26 protein-coding genes are annotated in these 22,556 nt (G+C 62.7%); 15 read left to right on the top strand and 11 right to left on the bottom strand.

Going from position 1 to position 22,556, the window contains the following annotated elements; genetic code table 11:
- The first annotated feature begins 5 nt into the window (after nucleotides 1-5).
- On the top strand, nucleotides 6-266 hold the full coding sequence (locus IQ26_RS13100; RefSeq protein WP_145717549.1) for a DUF3303 domain-containing protein: 261 nt from the start codon (nucleotides 6-8) through the stop codon (nucleotides 264-266).
- Between the two features lie 14 nt (nucleotides 267-280).
- Here IQ26_RS13100 and IQ26_RS13095 read toward each other — a convergent pair whose 3' ends face one another.
- Nucleotides 281-1,228, bottom strand: coding sequence for a LysR substrate-binding domain-containing protein (locus IQ26_RS13095; RefSeq protein WP_145717547.1), 948 nt, complete (start codon nucleotides 1,226-1,228; stop codon nucleotides 281-283).
- A gap of 107 nt (nucleotides 1,229-1,335) precedes the next feature.
- Between IQ26_RS13095 and IQ26_RS13090 the strand changes: the two genes are divergently transcribed.
- Nucleotides 1,336-2,226, top strand: a complete 891-nt coding sequence (locus IQ26_RS13090; RefSeq protein ID WP_145717545.1) for a fatty acid desaturase family protein — start codon at nucleotides 1,336-1,338, stop codon at nucleotides 2,224-2,226.
- A gap of 30 nt (nucleotides 2,227-2,256) precedes the next feature.
- Here the strand turns inward: IQ26_RS13090 and IQ26_RS13085 are convergent, their stop codons facing one another.
- From IQ26_RS13085 to ygfZ, 3 genes are all read right to left on the bottom strand, one after another.
- A complete protein-coding gene (locus IQ26_RS13085; RefSeq protein ID WP_145717937.1) occupies nucleotides 2,257-4,407 on the bottom strand; it encodes a putative bifunctional diguanylate cyclase/phosphodiesterase in 2,151 nt (716 codons plus the stop codon).
- Between the two features lie 65 nt (nucleotides 4,408-4,472).
- Nucleotides 4,473-5,105, bottom strand: a complete 633-nt coding sequence (locus IQ26_RS13080; RefSeq protein WP_145717543.1) for an HD domain-containing protein — start codon at nucleotides 5,103-5,105, stop codon at nucleotides 4,473-4,475.
- Nucleotides 5,105-5,983: a CAF17-like 4Fe-4S cluster assembly/insertion protein YgfZ gene (gene ygfZ, locus IQ26_RS13075; protein ID WP_145717541.1), complete on the bottom strand. Its 879-nt coding sequence runs from the start codon at nucleotides 5,981-5,983 to the stop codon at nucleotides 5,105-5,107. Before ygfZ ends, IQ26_RS13080 begins: the two co-directional genes overlap by 1 nt.
- An 83-nt stretch (nucleotides 5,984-6,066) precedes the next feature.
- Here ygfZ and IQ26_RS13070 point away from each other — a divergent pair, with 83 nt between their 5' ends.
- The 3 genes from IQ26_RS13070 to IQ26_RS13060 all read left to right on the top strand — a co-directional run bounded on the left by IQ26_RS13070 (nucleotide 6,067) and on the right by IQ26_RS13060 (nucleotide 8,487).
- Nucleotides 6,067-7,398, top strand: a complete 1,332-nt coding sequence (locus IQ26_RS13070) for a dihydroorotase (RefSeq protein WP_145717540.1) — start codon at nucleotides 6,067-6,069, stop codon at nucleotides 7,396-7,398.
- Nucleotides 7,399-7,451: 53 nt separating this feature from the next.
- A complete protein-coding gene (locus tag IQ26_RS13065; RefSeq protein ID WP_097577268.1) occupies nucleotides 7,452-7,679 on the top strand; it encodes a hypothetical protein in 228 nt (75 codons plus the stop codon).
- A 70-nt stretch (nucleotides 7,680-7,749) separates the two neighbouring features.
- The gene (locus IQ26_RS13060) at nucleotides 7,750-8,487 is read left to right on the top strand and encodes a nucleotidyl transferase AbiEii/AbiGii toxin family protein (protein WP_145717538.1); all 738 of its coding nucleotides are present in this window, start codon (nucleotides 7,750-7,752) and stop codon (nucleotides 8,485-8,487) included.
- 44 nt (nucleotides 8,488-8,531) lie between these two features.
- Here IQ26_RS13060 and IQ26_RS13055 read toward each other — a convergent pair whose 3' ends face one another.
- The 4 genes from IQ26_RS13055 to IQ26_RS13040 all read right to left on the bottom strand — a co-directional run bounded on the left by IQ26_RS13055 (nucleotide 8,532) and on the right by IQ26_RS13040 (nucleotide 10,785).
- A complete protein-coding gene (locus IQ26_RS13055) occupies nucleotides 8,532-9,335 on the bottom strand; it encodes a hypothetical protein (RefSeq protein ID WP_162457946.1) in 804 nt (267 codons plus the stop codon).
- Between the two features lie 31 nt (nucleotides 9,336-9,366).
- Nucleotides 9,367-9,624 carry a hypothetical protein gene (locus IQ26_RS13050; protein WP_077381793.1) on the bottom strand — a complete coding sequence of 86 codons (258 nt, stop codon included), beginning with the start codon at nucleotides 9,622-9,624 and terminating at the stop codon, nucleotides 9,367-9,369.
- Nucleotides 9,625-9,939: 315 nt separating this feature from the next.
- Entirely contained in the window at nucleotides 9,940-10,317 is a 378-nt protein-coding gene (locus IQ26_RS13045) for a TIGR02301 family protein (protein ID WP_145717536.1), read from the bottom strand.
- Between the two features lie 48 nt (nucleotides 10,318-10,365).
- The gene (locus tag IQ26_RS13040; RefSeq protein WP_145717534.1) at nucleotides 10,366-10,785 is read right to left on the bottom strand and encodes an NUDIX hydrolase; all 420 of its coding nucleotides are present in this window, start codon (nucleotides 10,783-10,785) and stop codon (nucleotides 10,366-10,368) included.
- Between the two features lie 120 nt (nucleotides 10,786-10,905).
- Between IQ26_RS13040 and IQ26_RS13035 the strand changes: the two genes are divergently transcribed.
- Nucleotides 10,906-11,667, top strand: a complete 762-nt coding sequence (locus tag IQ26_RS13035) for an SOS response-associated peptidase (RefSeq protein WP_145717533.1) — start codon at nucleotides 10,906-10,908, stop codon at nucleotides 11,665-11,667.
- Between the two features lie 82 nt (nucleotides 11,668-11,749).
- Here IQ26_RS13035 and IQ26_RS39690 read toward each other — a convergent pair whose 3' ends face one another.
- The gene (locus tag IQ26_RS39690) at nucleotides 11,750-11,905 is read right to left on the bottom strand and encodes a hypothetical protein (RefSeq protein WP_126040534.1); all 156 of its coding nucleotides are present in this window, start codon (nucleotides 11,903-11,905) and stop codon (nucleotides 11,750-11,752) included.
- Between the two features lie 445 nt (nucleotides 11,906-12,350).
- Between IQ26_RS39690 and cysS the strand changes: the two genes are divergently transcribed.
- The 7 genes from cysS (at nucleotide 12,351) to rarD (ending at nucleotide 18,751) form a co-directional block, all read left to right on the top strand.
- Nucleotides 12,351-13,808, top strand: coding sequence for a cysteine--tRNA ligase (gene cysS, locus IQ26_RS13025; RefSeq protein WP_145717532.1), 1,458 nt, complete (start codon nucleotides 12,351-12,353; stop codon nucleotides 13,806-13,808).
- On the top strand, nucleotides 13,805-14,191 hold the full coding sequence (locus IQ26_RS13020) for a VOC family protein (RefSeq protein ID WP_145717531.1): 387 nt from the start codon (nucleotides 13,805-13,807) through the stop codon (nucleotides 14,189-14,191). Before cysS ends, IQ26_RS13020 begins: the two co-directional genes overlap by 4 nt.
- 4 nt (nucleotides 14,192-14,195) lie before the next feature.
- Nucleotides 14,196-14,687 (top strand): GFA family protein, encoded by a 492-nt coding sequence (locus IQ26_RS13015; RefSeq protein WP_145717530.1) that lies wholly within the window; start codon nucleotides 14,196-14,198, stop codon nucleotides 14,685-14,687.
- Nucleotides 14,684-15,160 carry a GFA family protein gene (locus tag IQ26_RS13010; RefSeq protein WP_145717529.1) on the top strand — a complete coding sequence of 159 codons (477 nt, stop codon included), beginning with the start codon at nucleotides 14,684-14,686 and terminating at the stop codon, nucleotides 15,158-15,160. Before IQ26_RS13015 ends, IQ26_RS13010 begins: the two co-directional genes overlap by 4 nt.
- On the top strand, nucleotides 15,157-16,113 hold the full coding sequence (gene pip / locus IQ26_RS13005) for a prolyl aminopeptidase (RefSeq protein WP_145717528.1): 957 nt from the start codon (nucleotides 15,157-15,159) through the stop codon (nucleotides 16,111-16,113). The genes IQ26_RS13010 and pip overlap by 4 nt, the downstream gene beginning before the upstream one ends.
- Entirely contained in the window at nucleotides 16,110-17,732 is a 1,623-nt protein-coding gene (gene cimA, locus IQ26_RS13000) for a citramalate synthase (protein ID WP_407660241.1), read from the top strand. The genes pip and cimA overlap by 4 nt, the downstream gene beginning before the upstream one ends.
- An 83-nt stretch (nucleotides 17,733-17,815) precedes the next feature.
- Nucleotides 17,816-18,751: an EamA family transporter RarD gene (gene rarD / locus IQ26_RS12995; RefSeq protein ID WP_145717526.1), complete on the top strand. Its 936-nt coding sequence runs from the start codon at nucleotides 17,816-17,818 to the stop codon at nucleotides 18,749-18,751.
- Here the strand turns inward: rarD and IQ26_RS12990 are convergent.
- Nucleotides 18,726-19,571 (bottom strand): CorA family divalent cation transporter, encoded by an 846-nt coding sequence (locus tag IQ26_RS12990; protein ID WP_240547101.1) that lies wholly within the window; start codon nucleotides 19,569-19,571, stop codon nucleotides 18,726-18,728. The two genes, rarD and IQ26_RS12990, sit on opposite strands and share 26 nt — an antisense overlap.
- Nucleotides 19,572-19,831: 260 nt before the next feature.
- Nucleotides 19,832-20,443: an LOG family protein gene (locus IQ26_RS12985; RefSeq protein WP_126040556.1), complete on the bottom strand. Its 612-nt coding sequence runs from the start codon at nucleotides 20,441-20,443 to the stop codon at nucleotides 19,832-19,834.
- Nucleotides 20,444-20,593: 150 nt separating this feature from the next.
- Here IQ26_RS12985 and IQ26_RS12980 point away from each other — a divergent pair, with 150 nt between their 5' ends.
- Both IQ26_RS12980 and IQ26_RS12975 read left to right on the top strand, forming a co-directional pair.
- On the top strand, nucleotides 20,594-22,027 hold the full coding sequence (locus IQ26_RS12980) for an Ig-like domain-containing protein (RefSeq protein ID WP_145717525.1): 1,434 nt from the start codon (nucleotides 20,594-20,596) through the stop codon (nucleotides 22,025-22,027).
- Nucleotides 22,028-22,126: 99 nt separating this feature from the next.
- Complete coding sequence (locus IQ26_RS12975) at nucleotides 22,127-22,453, top strand: ArsR/SmtB family transcription factor (RefSeq protein WP_145717524.1); 327 nt, start codon at nucleotides 22,127-22,129, stop codon at nucleotides 22,451-22,453.
- The last annotated feature ends 103 nt before the right edge of the window (nucleotides 22,454-22,556 follow it).

Here is a 22,556-nt window from a genome sequence, read left to right as displayed (position 1 = left end):
TTTTTGTGACCGAGGATTTTCGCGGCTGTGACCGCAAGGAGATCTACCGTCGCTTCCGCGACCAGGGCCGCCTGAAGCCGGACGCGCTTCTCGTGCACCACAGCTGGATCGCGGCGGACATGAGCCGCTGCTTCCTGCTGGTGGAGGCCGATGACTTCACGCTCCTGCAGCAATGGGTCGTCGAATGGGCGGATCTGGTCGAATTCGAGATCGTTCCCGTGGCGACAAACAAGGACATGGTGGCAGCATTGAGCGGACATCTCTGACCGAACAACCGCCGTCACCGACCCTCAGGTGGCCAAGCGATCAACGCTGGCGAACCCGCTGAGCGCAGGCATTCATCGATCAGCCACTGCCTGAACGCTGCCACCACGTCGCGCCTCAAGCTTCGTTGCGGGATCGTCAGGCAATAGGGTTGGCGCAGCTCCAGCGCCTGTGCGACGGGCCTGACCAGCCTGCCGTCTTCCACCGCCTCGGCGCAGAAGACGCCCTGCGCGAGCGCGACGCCGAGGCCGGAGATGGCGAGGTCGAGCGCCGCCCGCGACGAATTCGCCGACAGACCGCGCTGGCTCGCGCGGCCGGGTTCGATCCCAGCCGCCTCGAACCAGTTGCGCCAGGACGGAAAAGACGCGCCTGTCGGTCCCCAATCCGTGTGGATCAACGGCAAGCGGGCGAGGGCGGCGGCGCCTTCAGGATCGCTGATCCCCCTTGCCATCACAGGTGCGCAAACGGGATAGACGGCGTCCCTCACGATGTCTTCCGTTGCCTGGTCGCGATAGTGGGAGCGCCCATAGGAAAGACGTATGTCGATCGGGTCGCGGTCGAACGACACCGGATCGTCTTCGCCTCTCAGGGATATATCGACCGCGCCATGGCTAGCGACAAAGCTCGCCAGGCGGGTCGAGAGCCAGCCCATCGCCATGGACGGCGGCACCGAGACGACAAGCCGCGATCGAAACTCCGCGCAGCTGAGCTCGCGTGACACGCTGCCGATCTCCTCGAAGGCCGTTGTCAGTCGAGGCAGCATTTCGCGACCCGCATCGGTCAGCACGGCACTGCGGTTGACCCGGTGAAACAGCTTGCGGCCCATCTGGTCCTCGATGGTCCGGATCAATTGGCTGACCGCCGCCGCGGAAATCGAAAGTTCTTCGGCTGCGGCGGCAAAACTGCCGCAGCGCGCCGCAGCCTCGAAAGCCTGGAGTCCCCGCAAGGATGGAAGTGCGACCATGGTGACCAATAGATAAGTTGAGCTTATCTAAATTGCAGGAATCCTCGTTTTGCGAAAGCTGTTTTGGCGATTAGGCTCATCTGATGGACAGTACGAGATCAAGGCCAATGGACCATCGCGACGTGATCGCATCGCTGACGCAGCAAGAGCGCGATCGGCTGACCGCCAAGTCGGATCGTCTCGGGCTGCTGCAGCTTGCCGGTCATTGGGGCGCGATCGTCGTTATCGGCTCGCTGATTGCCGCCAAGGTGCCGTTCTGGCCGCTGCTGGTGCTGCCGCAAGGCATCCTCATCGTTTTCCTGTTCACGCTTCTTCACGAGACGGTTCATCGCACGGCGTTCGAAACACAGCTGCTGAACGATTTCGTGGCGCGCCTCTGTAGCCTTGCGATCGCATTGCCGGCCGACTGGTTCCGCTATTTCCATTTCGCCCATCACCGCTTCACCCAGGATCCGGAGAACGACCCGGAACTGGCTTTTCCAAAGCCGGAAACGCTGCGGCAATACATCGTCCACGTCTCCGGCATTCCAATGTGGTGGGGCCACTTCAAGACGCTTTACGTCAACGCCACCGGCCAGTGTCGGGACAGTCACGTGCCGCCAAAAGGCCGGCCCAAGGTGCGCGCCGAGGCCCGCGCCATGATCGCCTTCTATGCCCTCGTGGGTGTGTTGGCCATCTGGTTCCGGGCAACCACGCTCATCTATGTCTGGATCGTGCCGGCGCTTCTCGGGCAACCGTTCCTGCGCCTCTATCTCTTGGCTGAACATGGCCGTTGTCCACTTGTGGCCAACATGCTGGAAAACAGCAGGACCACGCTGACCAACTGGCTCGTCCGCAAGCTCGCTTGGAACATGCCCTTCCACGCCGAGCATCATGCCTATCCGGGCGTGCCGTTCCATCAGCTGCCGCAGTTTCATGCCCTGATCGAGCGCCATCTCAAGGAGATCGAAGTCGGTTATGTGCGCTTCCACGAAAAATATATAGAAACATTGCGCTGATGGCCGATGACTGGCTCGGTCCTGTCGCGCTCAACCGGACTGGCTGAGCGCCACGCTCGCCTTCAGCAGGCGCTGGATGTCTGTCGCCTTCGACGGCACGCCTATCAGGTAGCCTTGGGCCTCGACACAACTTTCCTTTCGCAGGAACTCAAGTTGTGCTTCGGTTTCGACGCCTTCGGCGGTAACGGTGATGCCAAGCTGCGCACCGAGCCCGATGACCGTGCGCACGATCGCGGCCGTGTCGCGGTTGTCGATGTCGCGGATGAAGGAGCGGTCGATCTTGATCTTGTCGACCGGGAAGCGGCGGAGATAGCCGAGCGACGAATAGCCGGTGCCGAAATCGTCCAGCGCGATGCGGATGCCGAGGTTGCGCAGCTGCCTGAGCGTCTTGAGCACCGTATCGCTCTCGTCCATCAGTACTGTTTCGGTGATTTCCAGTTCAAGCCGGTCGGCCGGCACGCCGGAAAATGCCAGCGCGGAGATGACGCTGCGGGCAAAGGTGCCGCTTTTGATCTGCACAGCCGAGACATTGACCGCGATACGCAGCCCACGCGGCCAGCCTGCCGCAACCGTGCAGGCTTTCCTCAGCGCCCATTCTCCCAGCGGCACGATCAGCCCAATTTCTTCGGCGACCGGGATGAAATCGTCTGGCGGCACCAAGCCGCGTATCGGCGAACGCCACCGCATCAAGGCTTCGGCGCCAACGATTTCGCTGGAAGCGATGTTCATGATGGGTTGGAAATCCAGCTCGAATTCACGCCGCGGCAGCGCCGCCTCCAGATCGGTTTCGAGTGCGCGTCGTGCCCGCACCATCGCATCCATGCCCGGCTCGAAGAAGCGATAGACGTTGCGTCCTTCGCTTTTCGCTCTGTAGAGGGCCATGTCGGCGTTTTTCAGCAGCGTGTCGGCATCCCTGCCGTCATCGGGGAAAAGGGCGATGCCGAGGCTGATGCCGACATGCATATGGCGGCTTTTGTCGCGAAAGGGTCTCCCGATGATATCGACAATGCGTTTTGCCAGTTTTTCCGCATCACCGGCGCCTTTTGGGCCGGCACCTTTGGGATTGAACTGGATGATGACGAACTCGTCGCCGCCGAAACGGGCGACCACATCCGTTTCGTTGCGCAGGCACCGTTGCAGCCGCTCGGCCACGCATTTCAGCAGCCAGTCGCCGGCAGGGTGCCCCCAGGTGTCGTTGACGGCCTTGAAGCGGTCGAGGTCGAGCGAGAATATCGCCAGGTCCGTGGCCTCGCCCAAGGCTTGGTCAAGCCGTTCACGAAACATCGAGCGGTTGGGCAGGTTGGTCAGCGTGTCGTAATGCGCAAGATGGGTCATTCGCTCTTCGACGCGCCGTCGCTCGGTGACGTCGTCGAAGGTCACGACCCAGCCGCCGCCACTCATCGGCCGCCGCACGACCAAAAGGGTTCTGCCATCGGCAAGATGGCGGTAGGTTGACCGCATTTCTCCGGCTTGAAGGCAGGCCGCGGTTTTTGAGATTTCGCTGTCGATGTCGATCTCCGCATAGAGACCCAGGCGCACGAGCTGCTCGAGCGCGTCGCGGTGGCTCATGCCAAGCGGAAAATCGGCTGGCGTCACGCGGTAGAGTTCCAGGAAACGTTCGTTGCGCACGATCAGCCTGCCGTCCGCGTCATACATCAGAAGGCCTTGCGACATGTTGGCGAGTGCTGCGTCGAAACGGCGGTGCTGCTCCTTCAACTCCTGCTCGGCGCGCCGTTGCTCGGTGATGTCTTCATAGATCGACACCCAGCCGCCCGAAGCCAGCGGCCGGTGCGAGATATTGATGATGCGTCCATCCGACAGCGTTTCCTCGTAGGTCGAGGGTTTCGCCTGGTCGATATAGGGCTTGCGGATGGCGTAAAGTTCTTCGGCGCTGTGCGAGGCGACGCCGATGTCGACGCTGTGCTGGAGGATGTCGAAAAACCGGATGCCGGGCTGCACGATCTCGGGGTCTAGGCAGAAGATGCTGATGTAATTGCCGTTGCAGATGATCATGCGCTCGTCGGCATCGAACATGCCCAAGCCATGCGACATGTTCTCGACGGCGGCCGAAAAACGATCATCCTGCTTGCGCAGTTCGTCTTCTATCCGTCGCGGCAGGCCTGTGCCTTTGGCCCTCCGTCCGCGGACGGGCGAATCAGCCTTGATATGGGTGACGGACATGAGGCGTGCCTGCAGACCGTGATCGAACACGGCACTGTGTCCTTTTCCGGTTAATTTACCGTTTTTCAGTCGGCAGGCTGCACCGTTTGGCGCCGTGATTTCTCGATCGCCGCATACCGTTTGAGGAAAGCGTTTTGCGCCCAGGTCACCGAACGCGGAGTGAAATCGAAGCGGTCGGCATTGAAGCCGCGCGGCCGGCCGAAGAATTCGGTTGCCTCGGCGGTCGAAAAGCCGGCAAGCAGCGTCGCCTCGAAATAGGCGGCGATCTGGTCGGCGCGCTTGATCTCCTTGAGCAGGCCCGCACCCGGTTCGACCGGCAGCGAAAAGCGCAGATGGATGGCGCGCTGCAGCCTGAGTTCGCACTCCTTGTAGCTGCCGCCCATCACCGATTTGAACGGTGAGATCATGTCGCCGATGACATATTCCGGTGCGTCGTGCAGCAAAGCCGCCAGCCGCGCGTCGGCCGGAGCATCCGACACCAGCTCGCCGAAAAGCGCCTCGACCAGCAGCGAATGCTGGGCGACGGAAAAGGCGTGTTCGCCGCTGGTCTGGCCGTTCCAACGGGCGACGCGGGCAAGTCCATGGGCGATGTCCGAAATCTCGATGTCGAGCGGCGAGGGGTCGAGCAGATCGAGCCGCCGGCCCGACAGCATGCGCTGCCAGGCGCGCGGCGGCGCGCCGGCACGGTCGGCCGCCATCAGGCCTCCTCCGTGCCGACGGATTCCTGCGGGCCAACGATTTCCAGCGGAAAAGTGAATTTCGCCCAGGCAGGGATGGCGAGCGACACAGTGATGTCATCCACCATGATCGGCTGGCTAGCGTCGAGCGCCGCCTTGACGCGGTCGATACGGGCTATGGCGAGGCCTGTCGTGCCAGTGGTGGAGCCAAGCGTGCCGACCGATCGCCCGGCAACTGTCAGTTCGGTGCCAGGCGCGGGCAGGGGCCGTTCGGCCGAAACGATCAGCACCCGCCGCCTGGCGGTGCCGCGATGCTGCATGCGCGAGACCACCTCCTGGCCGACATAGCAGCCCTTCCTGAAGCCGACGCCGCCGGTCTCGTCGAGCAGCACATCATGCGGGAAGGCGTCGCCGAGCTGATAGTCGCTCCCACTTTCGGCAATGCCATGGGCGATACGCAGGGCCTGCCATGCGGCCGGGTCGCCGACCTCGGCCGTGCCGTCATAAAAGCGGCTGACGGCCGCGTCGAGGAACCGTGCATCGGCAACGGGCGTCGAATCAAATCGTGAAGTGGTTGAATCATCCCCCCACGCAACGGTGACAAGGCCCTGATCGGCCTTGGCAATCTCGACCTTGGCGCGTAATTTGTACAGGATCAGCCGGCGCATGAAATCGACTGATATGTCGGCCCGGCATTCGAGGCGGAAGGAACTCTTGCCAGCGCGCGAGATCAGGAAGTCGAACAGGATCTTGCCTTGCGGCGTCAGCAAGGCGCCGGGCTTTGCTTCGCCGGCAGCCAGTGCGTCGAGGTCGGTGGTCAGAATGTTCTGCAAAAAGTTCTCGGCATCCGGGCCTGACACGGAAACGAGTGCGCGGTCTTTCAACTGGGCAAAGGACATGGGCGGAAAAAGAACCTGATCTTGCAAAACGGTCGGCCATTACGTAAGCCGCTGACACTCCCCCCGCAAGAGACCGGATCAGCATGGCCACGACCTACGACCTCATCCTGACAGGCGGCACGGTGGTCAACCACGATGGTGAGGGCCGTCGCGACGTCGGCATCAATGGCGGGCGCATCGCCGCCATCGGCGATCTCGGCCAGGCTTCCGCCGGCAAGACGGTCGACTGTCGCGGGCTTCACATCCTGCCGGGCGTCGTCGACAGCCAGGTGCATTTCCGCGAGCCGGGGCTTGAACACAAGGAAGATTTGGAGACAGGCTCGCGGGCGGCGGTGCTGGGCGGCGTCACCGCCGTCTTCGAAATGCCCAACACCAACCCGCTGACCACCAGCGAAGCAGCCCTTGCCGACAAGGTTCAACGCGCCACCGGCCGCATGCATTGCGACTTTGCCTTCTGGGTCGGCGGCACCCGCGAGAATGCGAAGGAAGCCGGCGATCTTGAACGGCTGCCTGGCGCGGCCGGGATAAAAGTGTTTATGGGCTCGTCCACCGGCGACCTGTTGGTCGAAGACGACGAGGGCGTCGCCTCGATTTTGAGGAATACGCGCCGTCGCGCCGCCTTCCATTCCGAGGACGAATTTCGGCTGCGCGAGCGGCTCGGAGAACGCATCGATAGCGAACCGTCTTCGCACCCGGTGTGGCGCGACGAGATCGCGGCACTGTGCTGCACCGAGCGCCTGGTGCGTATCGCGCGGCAGGTTCGCGCCCGCATCCATGTGTTGCACGTCTCGACCGCCGAGGAGATCGCCTTCCTCGAACAGCACAAGGATGTCGCGACCTGCGAGGCGACGCCGCATCACCTGACGCTGAGCGCGGATGATTATGCGCGGCTGGGCACGCTGATCCAGATGAATCCGCCGGTGCGGGCAGTGCGCCATCGCGACGGCATCTGGCACGGCATTTCGCAAGGTATCGTCGATGTGCTGGGCTCCGATCACGCCCCGCATACGCTGGCCGAGAAGGCGAAGCCCTATCCGGCCTCGCCGTCGGGCATGACCGGTGTGCAGACGCTGGTGCCGATCATGCTGGATCATGTCAATGCCGGCCGGCTGACGTTGCAACGTTTCGTCGATCTGTCCAGCCACGGTCCGCAGCGCATCTTCGGCATGGCCAGGAAAGGCCGTATCGCCGCCGGCTACGACGCCGATTTCACAATTGTCGATTTGAAGCGCCGTGAGACCATCACCAATGCGCAGGCAGGCTCGAAGGCCGGCTGGACGCCCTACGACGGCAAGGAAGTCACCGGCTGGCCGGTCGGCACTGTCGTGCGCGGCCAACGTGTGATGTGGGAAGGCGAGATCGTCACCCCGGGACAGGGCAGGGCGGTGGAGTTTTCCGAGGCGCTGGCGGTGTAGCCGTTTCCACGGTGTTGGATTTTTTAGGCACCGTGCATTATGTTGCTGGGGTTATGAACGCAGATATCGCGCCCATGATCGTCCCCGCCGAGTTTCCGGAACTCCAGGCTCTCGCCTGGAACCGTGACGTAGCACGTCCGATTCCCGCCGAAGAAGCATTTGCGCTGTATGAGCGCAATTGGCGTTTTATCGATCAAAAGCGTCTTACGGCGCGTGAGAAGCTGCTTATACAGAATCTAGCCAACGAATTCGGTCACGGCGTCCTGTTGATCACCCGGTAAAGTTCTTCTGCTCTCCTGATCTTCTCCTCGCTACCATAACCATCAACAGGACACACAGCGAGCGGAAGTCATGAAGGAGTTCAAAAGGCCAGAACACCGGATCATTGCCGAAGCCCTCGGACTAATGGATCGCGAATTCCTGGCCGCAAACCAATGCTGGTTCGGCGGCGGGACGGCGATTGTCATGAAACTCGGCGAATACCGACGGTCACTGGATGTGGATTTCCTATGTGCGGACGCCGATGGCTATCGTGAACTGCGAACCCGTGCGACCGAACGGGGCGTCAGGGCGTTCTTCCCAGAACCTGTCGAAGCCGTTCGGGATTTCCAGATCGATCAGTATGGTTTGAGAACGGTTGTGCGGCTCAAGGGGCAATTGATCAAATTCGAAATCATCCGCGAAGGCCGCATCAAACTGCAAGGCCATCTCGACGACGATTTGAATGTGCCTTCCCTGATTACCGCGGATATGTTTGCCGAGAAGCTGTTGGCGAATGCCGATCGATGTCAGGACCGTGCCACCGCATACCGCGATGCTATCGATCTCGGAACGTTGGTCAAGGCTTATGGAGAAATCCCGGCCGAGGCGCTAGGCAAGGCGCAAACCGCCTATGGGTCGGATATCCAGCACAAAATCGTGTGGGTGGTGAACAAGCTTCAGGACAGGGACGAACTGCACAATGCAGCCGAGTCCTTGCAAATGGACACTAAGGCGGCCGAAGCTGCTATCTCGGCTCTTCGAAATGAAGGCATTCGCCTCTGGCCAGGTGCGGACATCGGCAAGAGCCTCACCGATCCGCGCCAATAATAGCAGGGGTCGAGTCAAGGCGTGGAGTTTTCCGCAACGGCGGCTTAGTCTCCAGCGACGAAGAACGCCCACTGTCCATCCGGCGTGATGCCGACGCGGTAGAAGATGTAGGCGCCGAACTGCTTCATGCTGTCATAGTCGCCGGCGGTGACGATCTTGAACAGCTCGACCCGTTGCCTGGCGTCGAGCTTGTCCAGCGGCACGGCGAAGAAATATGGCCAGACATAGAGTTCCTGCGGCGTGCCGGCATCGACATGGACATAGCCGGCATTGAGCACTTCTTCCATGATGGCGAGGATCTCCTGGCCTTCCGCGTCGCCCGAAAGACCTTTCAGGAAGGTGATCGGGTCGCCTTCGATCTCGCTCAGCGACAATTGGGTCATCGTGTCGCCCTTGCCGATCAGCGGCCGGAGCCTTTCTATATCGCCGCTCTTGCAGGCCTCGACGATCAGGTCGTGCATGCGTCTGACCGGCTCCGGCAGCTTGCCGAGATCGTAGACGACTTCGGGCAAGGGTTCATCCGGATCGGCACGCGGGTTGGCCATGCCACCATCGTCCGTTGGCCTCTCCGGTTCGACCTGTTCCGGCTCGTCGGGGGACGTTGGCTGGCCGGCCGCGGGCGGTGTCGTGCCGAGCGGGCCAGGCATCGGCACCGCAGTTCCGGGCGGCGACATGTCGTCGTCGGGGGACGGAGCGACCGGCGAAGGAAGCTCCTCGCGCTTGATTTCACTCAGCGCATAAGTTGGGCAGCTCGCAAGGCAGAGCGCTAGCGGAACCGCAGCGCAAAAAGCGGCGAGCCGGATGCTGAGGACCAAGCCACGCGGCTGGCCTGACATCGAAAAATTCACGGCTTGCCTCTCCAAAGAGCCTGATGCGGGTTCAGTGCCGCAGCCGTCCTGGTTCGAAGGCCCCGGCTATCACCTTTTCACGCATGCGGTCGAGCAGGGCAAGGGCCGAGGTTTCGCCATTGGCGCGCAGCATTTCGCCGAACGCAGTTTCGAGGGCCGCCTCGGCGATGATTTCCGGCTCGATTCCGGCCGAAAGTCCTTCCGCCCAGGCCTCGCTGTGGCTTTCCACGGCGGTCAGGCGCTTCTCTTCCCTGACCAGCGCGTCGATGTCGTTGACGCCATGTTCCATTGCGATGTCCACCCTTTTCAAGCGACGATCCGACAGGTGCGGATCAGGCTTGGGCTGTCCCTTTTTACACGCAGGCTAAGTAAGTACTTGTAAATACGACATTTCTAGGGTCGTCTTCGACAAGGTCGATAGCGTTTTGCAAACCTGCGTTCGATCCGACCTAAACTTAGCCGATTAGGCCGGCGAGGGGGACGAAAACCTTCAGTTTGAGTTAATTCCACATCCGCGCGATAAGGTTTCGTTAATGCTGTTGCAGAAGTGCAACACGAGGATTGCACTAAGACGCCACCGGACACAAGCCCGGAGGTGGCAAGGTCAGTTGCCGTAGCGCGAGGCGATGTCGCGTGACAGCGTCTCGCCTTCCTTCATGTAGCGGCTGATGGCTTCCGTCGCCGAAGCGGTGCACTGCGTGTAGGCGCCGCTGAAGGAGCGGTAGCCGCGGTTGAAGCTAGCGATAAAGCGGGCGCGCCGCTCCGGGTCGGGATTTTCCGACGCGATCAGCTTTTCCATCTCGAGCCGCCACTGGTCGCCCTTTTCGCCGCACAGATTGCGCAGGAAATGCAGCGATCCAAGCACCTCCGCCAGCCGCATCAGCCCGGGCTCGAACGGCGATTCGGCGGCCAAAACCGGCCGCGCCCCGATTGCCGTGCTGACGGCGAGGCAAGCTGCGAGGAAAAACGCGGCGCGGATCATAAGTCTTTGTGGCGAAACAATTTGCTGCCCGCAAGGCGATTTTGGAGGTTACGCCCCTGCATTCCTGAGCAATTCGTCGGCAACGGCAAACACCGAAGCGGCAAGCGGCAGCGCCCTCATTTCGCTGAGCGTATAGAAGGCGGCGGTTTCGGCGTCGTCGCTGGCCACGGGTTCGCCGCCGGCATATGTGGCGCCGAACACCGTCAGCAGATAGTCGACCGGGTGCCCGTCGTTGCTGCCGTCGATGTGGATTTCCCGAAGGGGGCGGTAGTTGTGCGCCTGCAAGCCGGTTTCTTCCTGCAACTCGCGTCTCGCGGCTTCTTCCAGCGTTTCGCCGGCCTCGACCTTGCCGCCCGGAAACGCATAAAAGCCTTGCGAAGGCTGCCGCGCCCGCTTGACCAGCAGCACCGTGTCGCCGCGGACGATGGCGACCGAGACAGCCGGGAGTATCTTACGCACTTCGTCCATGGCTCTCCGTTCGACCGCTGCATCACCTTGTGGACCAGCCGGCGGTGAACAGCTTTAGCGGTTGCGCGACGTCGGTTCCATCGTCACCGTCAGATGACACCAATTCGAAGAGCTTAGTTCATGTGCGGACGTTTTGCCTTGACCGCCACGCCTGACCAGACCGCCGCCTTTCTGGGGCTGGCGGAGCTGGAGGATTTTCCGCCGCGTTACAACATCGCACCGACACAGCCGGTGCTGATGGCGGTCGCCGGTTTGCCGCAGTCGCCGGGCTCGAACCTTCCCGACCGGCAGCCGATGCTGGTGCGCTGGGGGCTGATCCCGGCCTGGGTGAAGGACACACGCGCGTTTCCGCTGCTGTTCAACGCCCGCTCGGAGGGGGCAACGGAAAAGGCCTCGTTTCGCACCGCCATGCGCCACCGCCGCGCTTTGGTGCCGGCTTCCGGCTTCTACGAATGGCATCAATCAGGCGGCAAGAGAGGACAGCCCTATTGGCTGCGGCCGAAGCATGGCGGGCTTGTCGCCTTCGCCGGGCTGATCGAGACCTATGCCGAGCCAGGCGGTTCGGAAATGGACACCGGCGCCATCCTGACCGTCAACGCCAATGCCGACATCGCCCACATCCACGACCGGATGCCAGTGGTGATCCATCCGCAGGATTTCGCCCGCTGGCTGGATTGCCGCACGCTGGAGCCGCGCGATGTGGCCGGCCTGCTCAGACCGGCACAGTTCGATTTCTTCGAGGCTGTCCCGGTTTCCGACCTTGTCAATAAGGTCGCCAACACCGGACCGGAGATTCAGTTAAGGGGCGTCGTGGGGCCGGAGCCCGAGAAGGCCAGGCGCCAGAAGCCCGGCGCGGACGACAGTCAGATGACCTTGTTTTAGCAGTATCTGCTATTCGTGAGGCGCTTCAGCGCCCTTAATTTCCGGCGCCCATTTACTGGCGACCGGCTGGCCGCACGTCACATCAGGCAGCGCGCGGCGATATGATCTTCTGCACCGGCTTTTTCTTCTTCGCTGTGTGGAGAAGGGCGGCGACGATCGCGGCCGGGCCGATCGCCCGATATTGGCTGGCGAGCGCCGGTTGCTTGGCGCCGCTGGGTTCCTGCTTGGTTCGGGGCATTTCTCTCTTCCCTGGTAAGGTCTTCGTGTCCGCGTTTGCTGGTCGAATCCGACCAAATCGTGACACCTGGCGATCTAGCCGACGAATGTTTCATGACTGTGCCGAGATGTTTAATAAAATGTTTCGGTGCGTCATTACCTGTGATCCAGTGACCCTTTTGCCGAAAGTTGCGACTTGACGGCAACAGTGGGTGAGGCGATAAAGCCGCCTATGAGAACGTCTTTCGCCATTTGTGGCATTTGCATTATTGGCTAGCCTCGCGCTGGTCCGGACGTTTTCGCCTATCTTCCTTCTAGAGTGGACAAACGCCCCGGCCAGCAGGCTGGAGCCTGATTTGCGTCTCGGCGCAAGGAAGGCTCCAGCCAAAGCATGATCCCGAAAAGTGGAAGCCGGTTTTCGGACCAGATCATGCTCAAACAAGAGTATCGGACCGGGAAGGCACGGAATGTCTGACGCATCGAAGGGCCTGCGCCTCTACAACACGCTGACGCGGACGAAGGAGGATTTCTTCCCGATCGATCCGCGCAATGTGCGCATGTATGTCTGCGGTCCGACTGTCTACGACTTTGCCCATATCGGCAACGCGCGGCCGGTGATCGTCTTCGACGTGCTGTTCCGTCTGCTGCGCCATCTCTACGGGCAAGCGCATGTCACCTATGTGCGCAACATCACGGATGTCGACGACAAGATCAACACCCGCGCGCTGCGCGATTTCGGCGGCGAGATCGCCTCGGGAATGCTGTCGCTGAACGAGGCGATCCGGCGGGTCACCGAAAAGACCGCGGACCAGTTCCACAAGGACGTGGCGACGCTCGGCTGCCTGGAACCGACGGTCGAGCCGCGCGCCACCGAATTCGTCGAGCCGCGCGCCGACGGCAAGATCGACATGATCTCCTTGATTCAACGCTTGATCGAACGCGGCCATGCCTATGTTGCGGCAGGCGAAGTTCTGTTCGACACCGCCTCGATGCCGGACTACGGCCAATTGTCGAAACGCAATCTCGACGAACAGCAAGCCGGCGCCCGCGTCGCCGTCGATGCGCACAAGAAGAACCCTGGCGATTTCGTGCTGTGGAAGCTGTCCTCGCCGGAAGAGCCGGGCTGGGACAGCCCGTGGGGCAGGGGCCGGCCGGGCTGGCACATCGAGTGCTCGGCGATGTCGGCCGCCTATCTCGGCGAGGTCTTCGACATCCATGGCGGCGGGCTCGACCTGATCTTCCCGCACCACGAGAACGAGATCGCCCAGTCGCGCTGCGCCCACGGCACTGATGTGATGGCCAAGGTGTGGATGCACAACGGCTTCCTGCAGGTCGAGGGGCAGAAGATGTCCAAGAGCCTGGGCAACTTCTACTCGATCAACGAGTTGCTGGAGACCGAGACCTTTGGCGGCCGCAAATGGCCGGGCGAGGTCCTGCGGCTCGCGATGCTGATGACGCATTATCGCGAGCCGATCGACTTTTCCGTGCGCAAGCTGGAAGAGGCGGAGAATACGCTGCGCAAATGGAAGCGGGCGGCGGATCTGACGCCGGCGGCGGCAAAGCAACTGCCGGTAGAAGTCGTGGATGCCCTCTCGGACGATCTCGCCACCTATGCGGCGTTCCAGGTGATGACGCAACTGGCCGGCGAGGCTGTGGATTTCAACGTAGCCGCCGCCGGCGGCAACGATGCCGCCGCTTCGCTGAAGGCGTCGCTTCTGTTCCTAGGCTTCGACGTTGCGCCGGCCAAGGTTGATGAATACGCCATCGCCAAGGCGATCACCAATCGCCTTGCGCTCATCGCCGCCAAGAACTGGGCCGAAGCCGACCGCATCCGCGACGAGTTGCTGGCGCAAGGTATACAGCTGAAGGATGGCAAGGACCCCGTCACCGGCGACCGCATCACCACCTGGGAGGTAAAAAGATGATCGATCATCTTGGCATCACCGTTTCCGATTTCGACGCTTCCAAGGCCTTCTACGACAAGGCGATGGCGCCGCTCGGTGCAGCACTCCTCTACATGGTGCCGCAGGAGTACACCGGTGGCGCCAGGGTCGGGGGCTATGGCCGCGACCGGCCGGTGTTCTGGCTGCATGCCGGCAAGGACAAGCCGAAGGACCGCCAGCACGTCGCCTTCACCGCGCGCAGCCGCGCCGAGGTCGATGCCTTCCATGCCGCGGCAATCGCTGCCGGCGGCAAGGACAATGGCGGGCCGGGTCTGCGTCCGCACTATCATGCGATTTATTACGGCGCCTTTGTCTTCGACCCCGACGGCAACAATATCGAAGCCGTCTGCCATGCCCCGGAGTGACGCCATGAGCCTCGACAACAGACCGGTCTACACAGGCGGCTGCCAGTGTGGCGCCGTGCGCTTCCGTGTCGAAGGCGCACTGGGCGACGCCTCCGTCTGCCATTGCCGCATGTGCCAGAAGGCGAGCGGCAATTTCTACCTGCCGCTGGTGTCCGTGCGTGGCGCAAAACTCGACTGGACGCGCGGCGAGCCCAAACGCTTCCGCTCCTCCAACGTCGCATGGCGTGGTTTTTGCGCCGATTGCGGTACGCCGCTGACCTTCGAGGCGCCCGATGGCATCGCGCTTGCCATCGCCGCCTTCGACGCTCCGCAGGAGATCGCGCCGACCATCCAGTGGGGCACCGAAGCAAAGCTCCCCTATGTGGATCACATCCACGACTTGCCGGGCGAGGACACGATGGCCGACATCTCGTCGGCCTCCTATCTTGCCGATCTTGTCTCTTATCAGCACCCCGACCACGACACCGAACAATGGCCGCGGGAGGAAAGATCATGACCGAGACCGTTCGAACCGGCGGCTGCCAGTGCGGCGCCGTGCGTTTCCGCATCCGTGGGGCGCTCGGGCGCCCGTCCATCTGCCATTGCCGCATGTGTCAGAAACAGTTCGGGTCCTTTTTCGGAGCGCTGGTGACGGTGCCCAAGGACGGCGTCGAATGGGTGCGCGAGGAGCCGAGCTATTTCCAGTCGTCGGTCAACATCGATCGCGGCTTCTGCGCTCGTTGCGGCACGCCGCTGACCTACCGGCAGCCCGGCGGGCTCGAGATCGCTATCGGCGCTTTTGATGATCGCTCCGACCTCGCACCACAGATCCAGGTCAATTACGCCGCCCGGCTGCCGTGGGTGGACAAGGTCTTCGACGCGCCGATCCACGACGATCCCGATTACTACACCCGGCAGGAATCGATCATCTCCTTCCAGCATCCTGATCACGAGACGGCCAACTGGCCGCAGCAGGGCCTGAAATTATGAGCAGTGAATTGCGTACCCTCTATCCCGAGATCGAGGCCTTCGAGTCCGGCATGCTGGACGTTGGCGACAGCCATCAGGTCTATTGGGAGCGCTCTGGCACCAGGGGCGCAAAACCGGCGCTGTTCCTGCATGGCGGGCCTGGCGGCACCATTTCGCCAAAGCACCGGCGGCTGTTCGACCCGAAGCTCTACGACGTCATCCTGTTCGATCAGCGCGGCTGCGGAAAATCGACGCCCAATGCCTCGCTCGAGGCCAACACCACCTGGCACCTGGTTGCCGACATCGAGCGCCTGCGCGACATGTGCGGCTTCGACAAATGGCTGGTGTTCGGCGGCTCGTGGGGCTCGACACTGGCGCTGGCCTATGCCGAGACGCACCCCGAGCGGGTCAGCGAACTGGTGGTGCGCGGCATCTACACGCTGACGCGCGCGGAACTCGAATGGTATTATCAGTTCGGCGTCTCGGAAATGTTCCCCGACAAATGGGAGCGCTTCCTCGCGCCGATCCCTGAGGCCGAGCGCGGCGACATGATGGCCGCCTACCGCAAGCGGCTGATCGGCAGCGACCGCAAGGCGCAGGTCGAGGCGGCCCGCGCCTGGAGCCTGTGGGAAGGCGAGACGATCACGCTGTTGCCCGAGCCCGAAACCAGCGGCCCGTTTGGGGAGGACGACTACGCCGTCGCCTTCGCCCGCATCGAGAACCACTATTTCGTCCACGCCGGCTGGCTGGAGGAGGGGCAGCTGCTGCGCGACGCATGGAAATTAAAGGATATCCCCGGCACCATCGTCCATGGCCGTTACGACATGCCGTGCCCGGCGCGCTACGCCTGGGCGCTGCACAAAGCCTGGCCGAAGGCGGATTTCCATCTGATCGAGGGCGCCGGCCATGCCTATTCCGAGCCAGGCATCCTCGATCGGCTGATCCGGGCGACGGACGAGTTTGCGGGGAAATGATCATGGGCTGCGAGCGCCTCTACCTCTTCGACACCACACTGCGCGATGGCCAGCAGACGCCGGGCATCGACTTTTCCGTCGAGGACAAGATCGCCATCGCCAAGCTGCTCGACGAGTTCGGCATCGACTATGTCGAGGGCGGCTATCCCGGCGCCAACCCGACCGACACCGCCTTCTTTGCCGAGCACCGCACGGCGAGCGCGAAATTCGTTGCCTTCGGCATGACCAAGCGGGCGGGGGTATCGGCTTCGAATGATCCCGGCCTGGCCGCACTGGTCCAGTCGAAGTCGGACGCCATCTGCTTTGTCGCCAAGAGCTGGGACTACCATGTCCGCGTCGCGCTCGGCTGCACCAACGAGGAGAACCTCGAGGCGATCAAGGCTTCGGTCGAAGCGGCGGCTGCCTCGGGCAAGGAAGCGCTGGTCGACTGCGAACACTTCTTCGACGGCTTCAAGGCCAATCCCGATTATGCGCTGGCCTGCGCCAGGACCGCCCATGACGCCGGCGCGCGCTGGGTGGTGCTATGCGACACCAATGGCGGCACGCAGCCCTCGGAAGTGCGCGCCATTGTCGGGACGGTCATCGCAGCCGGCATACCGGGCGACCATCTCGGCATCCACGCCCATGACGACACCGGCCAGGCGGTGGCGAATTCGCTCGCCGCCGTCGAGGCCGGCGTGCGCCAGATCCAGGGCACGTTGAATGGCATCGGCGAGCGCTGCGGCAACGCCAATCTGATCTCGATCGTGCCGACGCTGGCGTTGAAGCCGGCCTTTTCCAGCCGCTTCGAGACAGGCATTTCGGCCGAAGCGTTGGCCGGGATATCGCGCCTGTCGCGCGCGTTCGACGAATTGCTGAACCGCGCGCCGGAAGCGCAGGCGCCTTATGTCGGCGCGTCCGCCTTCGCCACCAAGGCCGGCATCCATGCTTCGGCACTGGCCAAGGAGCCCGCCACCTACGAGCATGTGGAGCCGGAAGCGGTCGGCAACCGCCGCCGCGTCATGGTCTCGGACCAGGGCGGCAAGGCCAATTTCCTCGCCGAGCTGAAACGGCGTGGCATCGATATGCCGAAGGACGACCACCGGCTCGACGCGCTGATATCAGTGGTCAAGGAGCGCGAGGCCGAGGGCTATGCCTATGAAGGCGCCGACGCCAGCTTCGAGCTGCTGGCGCGCAAGATGCTGCACGGCCTGCCGGAGTTCTTCCATGTCACCTCGTTCCGCTGCATGGTCGAGCGCCGCTTCGACGCCAACGGCCAGCTGAAGACGGTCTCCGAGGCGATCGTCAAGGTGCTGGTCGACGGCGAGGAGAAGATGTCGGTGGCCGAAGGGCACGGCCCCGTCAATGCGCTCGACATCGCGCTGCGCAAGGACCTCGGCAAGTTCCAGAGCGAGATCGCCGACCTCGAGCTTGCCGATTTCAAGGTGCGTATCCTCAATGGCGGCACCGAGGCGATCACTCGCGTGCTGATCGAATCGCATGACTCGACCGGCGCTCGCTGGTGGACGGTCGGCGTCTCCGAAAACATCATCGACGCCTCGTTCCAGGCGCTGATGGATTCGATCGTCTACAAGCTGATGAAGAACCGAGAGATGGCCGGGCTGGTCGCGGCGGAGTAGGATTGAACCATCAGCGAAAGTCCATTGATCCATCAGAACTTTGCGATGGTCTTGGCACGGCGGCTGGCGCATAGCGTTGGGCCATGGCCACGCAAGTAACTCAGCTCGAAGCAGACTCAAAGGCCCGGCGTGGCTTCCTGCTGGCGCTGGGCGCCTATCTCCTGTGGGGGTTACTGCCCTTCTACATGAAGGCGGTGGCACACTTGCCGCTGGCCGAAGTCATCGCGCACCGCATCGTCTGGTCGGTACCGATCGCGGCTGCCGTTTTGATCTGGGCCGGCCGCACCACGGATTTCAAGGCCGCAGTGCGTTCGCCGCGTACCATTTCGATGGCGGCGTTGACGGCGGCGCTGATCTCGGTCAACTGGGGCATCTATGTCTGGGCGATCGCGGTCGACCGCACAGTCGAGACCGCGCTTGGCTATTACATCAACCCGCTGGTCAACGTCGTCGTCGGCGCGCTGCTGCTCGGCGAACGGCTCGACCGGCTGCAGATCGCGGCGGTGGCGCTGGCCACCGTTGCCGTCACTGTGCTGACGGTCGAGGGCGGCAAGCTGCCCTGGGTGTCGCTGGCGCTTGCCTTTTCCTTCGCCGCCTACGCCTTCTTCCGCAAGACGCTGCCAATCGGCCCGAGCCAGGGTTTCCTGCTTGAAGTGCTTTTGCTGTCGGTGCCGGCGCTGGGCTACATCATCTTTCTCATCGCCAGCGGACAGGACCATTTCGTCTCCGGCTCGTTGAACGATATGGCCTTGTTGGTCGGTTGCGGCCCGGTCACCGCGGTGCCGCTGCTGCTGTTCGCCTTCGGGGCCAGGCTGTTGCGCCTCTCGACCATCGGCATCATGCAGTATATTGCGCCGACCATTGTGTTCCTGATCGCCGTGCTGATTTTCGGCGAACCCTTCGGCAGCACCCAGGCCGTCGCCTTCGGCCTGATCTGGACGGCGCTGGCGATCTACTCCTGGTCGATGTTTTCTTCGGCGCGCAAGGCCGGCGCTACATCCCGCGCCCCAGCCGCCTGACGAACAGATAGACGACCGCCGCGACAACCAGCGATATAGCCGACGCCACCCAGAAGCCCACCGGCGTGTCGACCAGCGGCAGGCCGCCGACATTCATGCCGAACAGGCCGGAGATGATCGTCATCGGCAACAGCATCGCAATCATCACCGACAGCATGTAGAGCAACTGGTTCGACTGCGTCGTCAGCTTGGCCATCAGCTCATCCTGCAAAAGCTGGGCGCGCGCCTGCAATTGCTCGCCGTCATGATGCAACGTATGGGCGCGGTACGAAAGCCGCGCGGCCATGTCGTTGATCGCATCCGGCAAATCGTTGCGATGCGAATGGTCGAGATGGCGGAACAGGCTGGTCAGCGTTGCCATCTGCCGATGGATCACCACCAGATGCCGGCGCGCATCGACCAGCGCCTGCCGCTCATTGTGCCATGCGTCGCAGACGATGCGGTCCTCGATGCCGTCGAGCGTGTCACCAAGGCCACCGAGTTCCGTCGCCATGCCGTCGAGCGACTGGCTCATGACAGCCTCGATCAATTCGGCCGGAGAGCGGAACTTGCGCGACCCGTTGTCGATCGCCTTGCGGATAGTGTCGACCGACCGCAGCGGCTGCTTGCGGCCGCCGACCAGCATCGTGCCGTTGAAGGCAAAGCGGAAATGGCCGAGCCCGCGCGCCTCCGCTGAATAGTCGTGGCGCAGGTCCGGCAGGTCGCCATGGAGCCAGTCGCCCTCAAGGTCGATGTGGCAGCCATGACCGGCCGACAGGAAGGCTTCGCGCACTGGCGGCGGCGGCGCAGGTTCGGTGGCGATCTCATGGCGCGCGCGCATGTCGGAGAGCTGGTAGCTGCGCCATGTCCAGTGCGTGGCGGCCGGGTCTTTGGTTCGGGGCCTTCGGCGGTGAAATGATAGATGAAGAACAGCCCATGCTCGTCGGGCAGATAAGGCGATAGCTCGCTGCCTTCCGCGTTGAGAGCGATATTCATGGTCGCTTCGCCAGGTTCTCGGATACGGCGCCGCGCGGTGGCGGCCGGACTGTGATTCCTAGCACGGGCGAACCCGGTTTCGTGTGACGGTTTCTTGACAGCAGCTCAGAGCTTGTCGATCACCGACTGCACACCCTCGGTGGGCGCATCGACCGACGATCCAGCGACCATGATGGCGGCGACGATCGCTTCCGGGTCTTCGACCACCAGTGGTTTGACCCGCTGCGCGGTGTGGATGAAGCCCTCGGCCATCATATGGTCGAGCAGCGCCAGCATCGGATCCCAGAATCCGCCAACGTTGCCGAAGACGATTGGCTTGCGATGATGGCCGAGCTGCGCCCAGGTCATGATCTCGATGATTTCCTCGACAGTGCCGATGCCGCCGGGCAGCGCCACAAAGGCGTCGGATTTCTCGAACATGCTGTGCTTGCGCTCGTGCATGTTGTCGGTGATCACGAGCTCGTCGAGCCTATCAAGCGCGGTTTCGGTGGCCTCCCTGTTGATCAGGAAGCGTGGAATGATGCCCGTCACCTTGCCGCCAGCCCGCAACGCGCCTTCGGCAACGGCTCCCATGATGCCTCTGGTGCCGCCGCCATAGATCAGACGCAGGCCGGATTTGGCGATCGAACGCCCAAGCAGGTGTCCGGCCTTGGCATAGGTTTCATCGCGGCCCGGAGACGAGCCACAATAGACGCAGACGGATCGAATCGTATTCATGGAATGATTGGTGATTGGGTCTTTATTCGTGGTCAAGCCCGGGCGGGCTTTTTCTTGTCGGCCCCCTTCTTCTTGTCGGCCCCGTTTTTCTTGTCGGTTTGGGCAAAACAGGCTAGACCGGCATTAGGTGGCTAAGGGGCAGGAAAATATATGGCAATTAATCCATTGAAGGCGTTTTTGTTCGTCGCCGGCGGCTCCGTCGCCGCGGCGGGAACCGCCTATGTGTCGGGCGCGCTCGACCCATATCTCAATCGCGCGCCGCCGCCGGAAGTTGCCTCGCTGACGCCGCCGGCAGAGAAGCCGGCCGAGCCGGCGGCCGAGGGACAGCTTCCGTCCGCGTCGGGTGCGATGGCACCGGCAGCGCCAGTGACGGCACCGGCCGTAGCCGGGGCGATCGCTCCGAGTTTCGATGTCGTGCGGGTCGAAAGCAATGGTTCCATCGTCGTCGCCGGCAATGCGGAGCCCAACGCCAAGGTGGAGATCCTCAACGGTTCGACGGTTCTCGGCTCGACGGTCGCCGGTTCCGATGGCGCCTTTGCCATCGTTCTCGACGATCCGCTGAAGTCCGGCGACTACACGATCACGCTGCGTTCGACGACGCCCGACAATGTCGTAACCCCCTCGGTTCAGACCGCCGTCGTCTCGATTCCCCAGAATCCGGCCGGCCAGGTGCTGGCCATGGTCGAGGAGCCGGGCAAGCCGTCTGAACTACTGACGGTTCCAGAGCCCGAGACAAAGCCTGTCGCGCCGGCTACCAGCGATCAGGCGGCTGCACCGGCCCCCGAGGCGCCAGCCGCCGCCGCACCAGCGCCAGCCGCACCGGCGCCTGCTACTGCGCCGGCTGTCGTGGAAGCCGCACCCGCGCCGGCTCCGGCAACATCTCCGGCACCCGCAACACCAGCTGCAGGGCCAAAGATCGTCGTCGAAGCGATAGAGATCGACGGCAACAAGATCTTCGTCGCCGGCCTCGCCGACCCCGGCCGCAAGGTGCGCGCCTATGCAAACGATATCTTGCTCGGCGACGCCAAAACCTCGCCCGATGGCCACTTCCTGGTTGAGGCGACGCGCGACATTCCAGTCGGCACCTACACGATTCATGTCGACGCACTCCATGCTGACGGGGTCAAGGTGGTGGCCCGTGCCGCCGTGCCGTTCGAGCGGGAGCCAGGCGAGTCGGTCGCCGCCGTGGCACCCACCGAGCCGAAGCCAGCCGAGGTTCAGCCAGCCACGCCGCCCGCCGCTGACGCGACCGCGCCTCCTGCTCCCGCTACCGAAGCGCCGGCCGGAGTGGCGGCGACGCCTCCGGCCAAAATTCCTGAGACGACGGCGCCCCAGCTCGAGCATGCCGATGGCGCCGTCATCATCCGCCGCCACGATACGCTGTGGCAGATTTCACGGCGCGTCTATGGCCAAGGCATGCGCTACTCGACAATCTACCTCGCCAACCAGGATCAGATCAGCGATCCCGACCGCATCTGGCCGGGTCAGGTGTTCAAGGTCCCGGAAAAATCGCGGGAAGGCGAAGCCGCCGACCTCGAGGCGATGGGCGACCAGATGACGACGGCCCCGACCAAACCCAACTAGACGTTCAAGATCAGTTAGGCGTTCAAGACCCTGCAGAAATTAATTTTCTTATACGGGTCTCTTGCGGAAAGTTTGTTCATCGTCTATCGGCGATAGACGATGAACACTCCTCTGATCGAGAAAACCTGCGGCTTCGCCGACAGCCAGTCCGTTGCCGCGAAACTTGCCGCGCTTTCGCATCCGGCGCGGATCGAGATTCTCAGGCATCTTTCGGCCAGCCGCTCCTGCTGCTGCCGCGAGGTCGTCGACCATCTCGACCTGGCGCAGTCCACCGTTTCGCAGCACCTGAAGATATTGGTCGACGCCGGGCTCGTCCGCTACGAACCGGACCGGCAACGCTCGCGCTATCAAGTCGACAGCGATGCGCTCGCCGATGTTTCCGCATCGCTGGCCGAGCTTGTCACTTCCTGCTGCTCCGGCCGCTAGACCATGATCCCGAACCGAAGGGGCCGCGTCAGCGAAAAATGGAAGCCGGTTTTTGCTGCGCTAACCTACGTTCGTGGTCAGGCAATAAGATATAAAAAAGGCA

The sequence above is a fragment of the Mesorhizobium tianshanense genome (assembly GCF_007830515.1).
Taxonomy (GTDB): domain Bacteria; phylum Pseudomonadota; class Alphaproteobacteria; order Rhizobiales; family Rhizobiaceae; genus Mesorhizobium; species Mesorhizobium tianshanense.
Note: the sequence above shows the minus strand (reverse complement) of the source record. Positions and strands in the feature narration are given on the sequence as shown.